The 5,830-nt window shown below is 34.2% G+C and carries 1 protein-coding gene and 2 pseudogenes; all 3 read left to right on the top strand.

Translation table 11 applies throughout. The annotated features are described in order from the left end of the window. Positions 1-713: PKD domain-containing protein (locus ASJ81_RS08340; protein WP_170943245.1), on the top strand; the 713-nt coding region annotated here is incomplete at its 5' end. 1,284 nt (positions 714-1,997) lie between these two features. Continuing rightward, positions 1,998-4,323, top strand: a pseudogene (locus ASJ81_RS08335) (PKD domain-containing protein). Between the two features lie 1,299 nt (positions 4,324-5,622). Next, positions 5,623-5,830: pseudogene (locus ASJ81_RS24570) on the top strand (hypothetical protein); the annotation flags it as partial.

Below are 5,830 nucleotides of genomic sequence, written 5' to 3'. Positions count from 1 at the left end.
TAACCGATATTTCGAAAAATGCGACAGAATGGAAATGGAACTTTGGAGACGGAACAACTTCAACCCAGCAGAATCCGACTCATAAGTATTCCAAGGCAGGAACATATACTGTAAACTTAACAGTAAAGAACGCTGAAGGCAGCAATACAACAATAAAAACAGACTATATAAAAGTGACAGCAAAACCTGTTGCAAACTTCACCAGTAGTGTTACATCAGGAAAAGTACCATTAAATGTCGTCTTTACTGACACAAGCACAGGAACGCCTACTGGATGGAAATGGAACTTTGGAGACGGAACTACTTCAACCCAGCAGAATCCCATTCATAAGTATTCAAAAGCAGGAACATATACTGTAAACTTAACAGTAACGAATGCTGTAGGTAGTAACACTGTAACAAAAACAAACTATATAAGAATTACAACAAAGCCGGTTGCAGATTTCACCAGCAGTGTTACATCTGGAAAAGCACCAATAAATATCGCCTTCAGTGATACAAGCACAGGAACACCAACAAAGTGGCAGTGGAACTTTGGAGACGGGACAACTTCAACCCAGCAGAATCCAGTTCATAAGTATTCAAAGGCAGGAACATATACTGTAAACTTAACAGTAACGAATGCTGCAGGTAGTAACACAGCAATAAAAACAGACTATATAAAAGTGATAGAAAAACCGACTTCTGCAATCTCTATGAGATCTACCTCATGAAAAACACCAATAAATGCGTTTTTACTGACAAGAATACAGGAATACAAACTTCATGGAAATGTAAATTTTGGAGATGAAACAAACTCAACAATTCAAATTCGACAAGTGAGTATTCAAAGGTAGGAAATTATACGGTGACATTACAGTAAGCAACGCTGCTATAATAATACCACAACAAAAACAAATTACATAAAAAACACATTACATAAAAAACGAATTACATAAAAAATAAATTACATAAAAAACAAGTTACATAAAAAACAAGTTACATAAAAAACAAGTTACATAAAAAACAAATTACTTAAAAGTGACAACAAATACAAAACAGATAATTATACGCTGAAAGCAGTAGACCCTTAAACTGAAAAAAGAAAAAGATCACAAGACTAAAGGGTAGTGGGGAAATCATTTGTTAAATCTGACAAAAAATTATCTTTATTTTGTTTGATCAGAGTTGAGAATTTGCCTTCTTGTTCGATTTGAGTGATTGATTCTGTACCTAAATCTTAAGTTTTTTACTTTATTTGAGACTTTTAAAATCCAGTTATTTTTATGCCAAATATACGTTTTTCCTATATAAATCCATATTTATCACTGTTTTCTGGGAAAAACTCTCGTAAATTGAATGATCTACATAAATCTGCATTTCATAGATTTATATAGTATTTTTACATTTTCATCTTTTTATATTTTAATTTTTTACTTATAAATTTTTAATTTTTTTATGTATAGCTTTTAAATTATTTGTATAGATTCATTTTAGAATTCAAAATTTATTACTTGATATTCTTTTTGAAAAATCAGAGAATTCACGGTACGAGAAATATACTCCCAAAAATTTTGATAGTTAAAAACAAAATAGCTTTTAGGATAGGCTCAATAAACGTAGTCTTTTTGAAATTGGTTTTTGTATTTCTGAGACTTCCAATTTATAATAGTCAATTAACTTTTTTTAGATAGTACTTGGGCATAAAGATTTAATTTTTCTATAAAATCTGGCTTATAAAACTATTAAGGAAAGGTTAGCATATGTAATAGTGCACCAGATATAAAGTGAAATTATACACTATATTATTATAAAATTGGAAATAAGTCATAATGGCTATATAAAGAGAAATGTTTTATTATTAGATTTATTTCGTGTAATAATTATAAATTAATGGAAAATTTTGGATCAAGGCTCATTAATTATTGTTTTAGCGGATGATATATGCACAATGAACTGCATGTAATTTCCTTGATAATACTAAAAGATATTATTAATAAAATTAGAAAGGTACCATCATGAAAAAAAATTTAAAAACAAAAAACAGTTTAAATGTAAGAAAAAGAGCAGCAGTCCTCAGCGGACTTCTGGTTCTACTTCTGGTTATAGGCCCCTCGATATCGATAGCTGATACGAACTCTTCGGACAATAATAAAGCCTTAAAGGTTGGACTTGCACCAATAAACCCCGATTTTGTAAAGTATCAGCAAGAAAAAATTTCCAATCAGCTATCTTTTGAGGGACATAAAGCTGGTTTAATCCCCTCAATTGTGGATCTTAGTCATCTGGGCAGTGTTTCTAGCAGAATAGCATCTTATCAATCAAAATATGATCTGCGGAGCCTGAACAAAGTAACTCCTGTGAAAGATCAGGGTAATGCAGGATCTTGTTGGGCATTTGCAACCTATGGGTCTTTGGAATCATATTTACTGCCTGGAGAAAATTGGGATTTTTCAGAAAATAATCTTAAAAACGTGCTTTCCAATTCTGCACCAGAAGGTTTTGATTTTCTAGAGGGAGGAACGTCAGGTATGTCAACTGCCTACCTAGCCCGTTGGAGTGGACCAGTGAAGGAAAGCGATGACCCTTATAGTGATTCATCAGCATACTCACCAAATGAACTTAAACTTCCTGTATATAAACATGTACAAAATGTTTTATTCCTTCCAGGTAGGCAAGGATCTCTGGACAACAATGAAATAAAATCTGCAATTATAAAATATGGAGCAGTCTCTACAGGCTTATACTCCGGTGGTAACAACCTTTACAATTATTATTCTACTAGTAAACATAGTTTTTACTATAATGGATCTTCGTCCTCTGACCATGGAGTGGACATTGTAGGCTGGGATGATTCGTACAGTAGAAGTAACTTTACCAAGATCCCGCCCGGAAATGGAGCTTTCATTGTGAAAAATAGTTGGAGTAAAGATTTTGGTGAGAACGGATATTTCTATGTTTCCTATTATGACTCAAATATAGGCGCCGATAATACTATCTTCACAGCTGAAAACACTGATAATTATAAAAATATATATCAGTATGATCCATTCGGATGGACTACTACTATGGGATATGGCGGACCCACTGGCTGGTCTGCAAACATCTTTACTGCAAAATCAAGTGAGACTCTCAAAGCTGTAAGTTTCTATACTACGGATTCAAACTGCAACTATGAAATTTATATATATACTAACGTGTCGTCCAGTCCTATAAATCAAGCCGGTCCGGTTATTTCCCAGAGTGGGAAGAGCTCCTATGCAGGCTATTATACGATACCTCTGAACTCCAGAGTACAGCTCAAGGCCGGTCAAAAGTTCTCAGTTATCCTGAAGCTTACGACCACAGGATATAGTTACCCGATTGCCATAGAATACCCGTACCCAGACTACAGTAGTAAAGCAACAGCAAATGCAGGAGAAAGTTTCGTCAGTTATGACGGAAATGACTGGACTGACATAACAAAATATTACTCAAATACGAATGTATGTATCAAGGCCTTCACCTCAACAGGAAGTGCATCTCCTGTAGCAGACTTTTCTGCGAAACCTACTTCTGGAAATACGCCATTAAGTGTCACTTTTACTGACAAAAGTACTGGTTCACCTACCAGTTGGACATGGAACTTTGGAGATGGGACTTCCTCAACAATTAAGAGCCCTGTACACACATACAGTAAAGCAGGAAAATATACTGTAAGCTTAACAGTAAAGAATAATAAAGGCAGTAACATTAAAACAATAAGCAATTATATAAATGTAGCAGCAGCCCCAATAAAGCCAGTTGCTGCTTTTTCTGCAACGCCAACCTCAGGAAAAGCACCAGTAAACGTCGCTTTTACTGACAAAAGTACAGGAACGCCGACGAAGTGGAAATGGACTTTTGGAGACGGAACCAGTAATCGTCTCTTTTACTGACAAAAGTACAGGAACGCCGACGAAGTGGAAATGGACTTTTGGGGATGGAACTACTTCAGTCCAGCAGAATCCGATTCATAAGTATTCCAAAGCAGGGAAATATACAGTAACCATCACAGTAACCAATGCAGCAGGCAGCAACACAGTAACAAAAACTGGCTATATACAAGTGACAGCAAAACCTGTTGCTGCCTTCTCTGCGTCTCCAACATCAGGAAAAGCTCCATTAAACGTTAAGTTTACTGACAAAAGCACAGGAACACCAACGAAGTGGCAATGGAATTTTGGAGATGGAACAACTTCAACCAAGCAGAATATAACGCATAAGTATTCAAAGGCAGGAACATATACTGTTAAGTTAACAGTAACGAATGCTGCAGGTAGTAACACTAAAACCGTTTCTGGATATATTACAGTGAAAAAATGAGTGAACATTATATGGAAAAACAGTAAAAAAGTCAAGCTAAAGTAACAAAGGCATAAGGTCTATTTCTGTCATCCGCTCTGTTTCTTCCATTGTGACAGAAATAGACCTTAATTCTTTATTATAATAATTTCCATCAGGTTTTCTTAGCTTCCTGTACCTCAATCTCTTTCTAAGTGATGCTGCTTTAACCTTCAGCAGATATTCTCAATAAATAATACTCTTGCAATCACTTTTTGGTAATTATTCAAAAATCTGAAGTTACTGGCAGTGTATTATTGTTGCTATAATTTGGATTTTATGATATGAACTGTTATCAGCAATACATTAAATAAAAATTGTAGCCAAAAAAGAAGTTTTTGGGCAAGAATTAGAAACTTTTTAATATAAAATATCTAAATATAGAATTAATCAAAATTAGTGGAATAAAATAGATAATTTCCGCCATGCAAGATCTAACATGCAATCAATATGATTAGAGCTCTCTATAATGGTTCTTTCTGACATAGAATATGGAAACGATATAAGTACCGACAGTTGACTAATTTAAGACAGAATGATGCCAAACTGAACTAAACGGGTTTGAACTTAATAATTTTTGTAAGACCTGCAGATTGTCTATAGCTGCACCCCGGTTTTCATGATTTAAAGTCTCTGGCCCAATCTGTCAATTAAAATAACGCAAAAGTCACTGCGTTATAGAACTGAGTTTTAAAACAAAAAACCTGTATTCGGCAGGCCGACATTAAGATTTGAATATTTTTCAGAATAGGTATACTCTTCAAACTGTAGGGAAAAACAGATAACACATATTGCTGAAAGTTTAAAAATTTACTTAAGTATAAAGGTACGTTAAAACTAAAAACGCATAAAACTAGTGATTCGATTCCAAAATAAACTCCCTATTTATTGAAAAATTCAAGGTCAATAGGCGGATTAAAAGTCAATTTTTGCGAATCTATTTTGGAATCACAGTACTAGTTAGACTTTCAAAACATATGATAAAACTATTCTAGGTTTTTTATTTAGAATATTTCCCTTGAAAAGAAGAGGTGTCATGATAGCGCTTTTCAAGCATCCTATTAATTCGCCCTATATTTAACGCGTGTTAACATATATTTACACTGTTAACATATGGTAATCCAATTGTCATAAAGTAGAGTTATTGACTATATATTCAAACCATATTTTCAATCGTTTGTATAGGATGGAACACAAGTTTCCAAAAACGCTATCAATGAAAAGTATTTGGAAAACCAATTTACCTGCCGGATGTAGGATAAAACATAATGGAGTAAGACAATGAAAATGAACAAAAAATTGTGTTCAGTAGCCTTAGCTTCAACAGCCATTGTTTTATTATTAATTTTAACGTTATCTATTACATCGGCAGCTACTGCACAGGGCACTTCTAACGCGGCTAAATACGCATATATTACGAATAGCGGTAGTACCACAGTCTCTGTAATTGATACAGCTACAAATAAGGTTACAGCCACCGTGAATGTAG

This window comes from Methanosarcina spelaei, from assembly GCF_002287235.1.
GTDB classification, from domain to species: Archaea; Halobacteriota; Methanosarcinia; order Methanosarcinales; family Methanosarcinaceae; genus Methanosarcina; species Methanosarcina spelaei.
The sequence above is the reverse complement of the archived record's forward strand: the minus strand, read 5'-3'. Positions and strand labels throughout refer to the sequence as shown.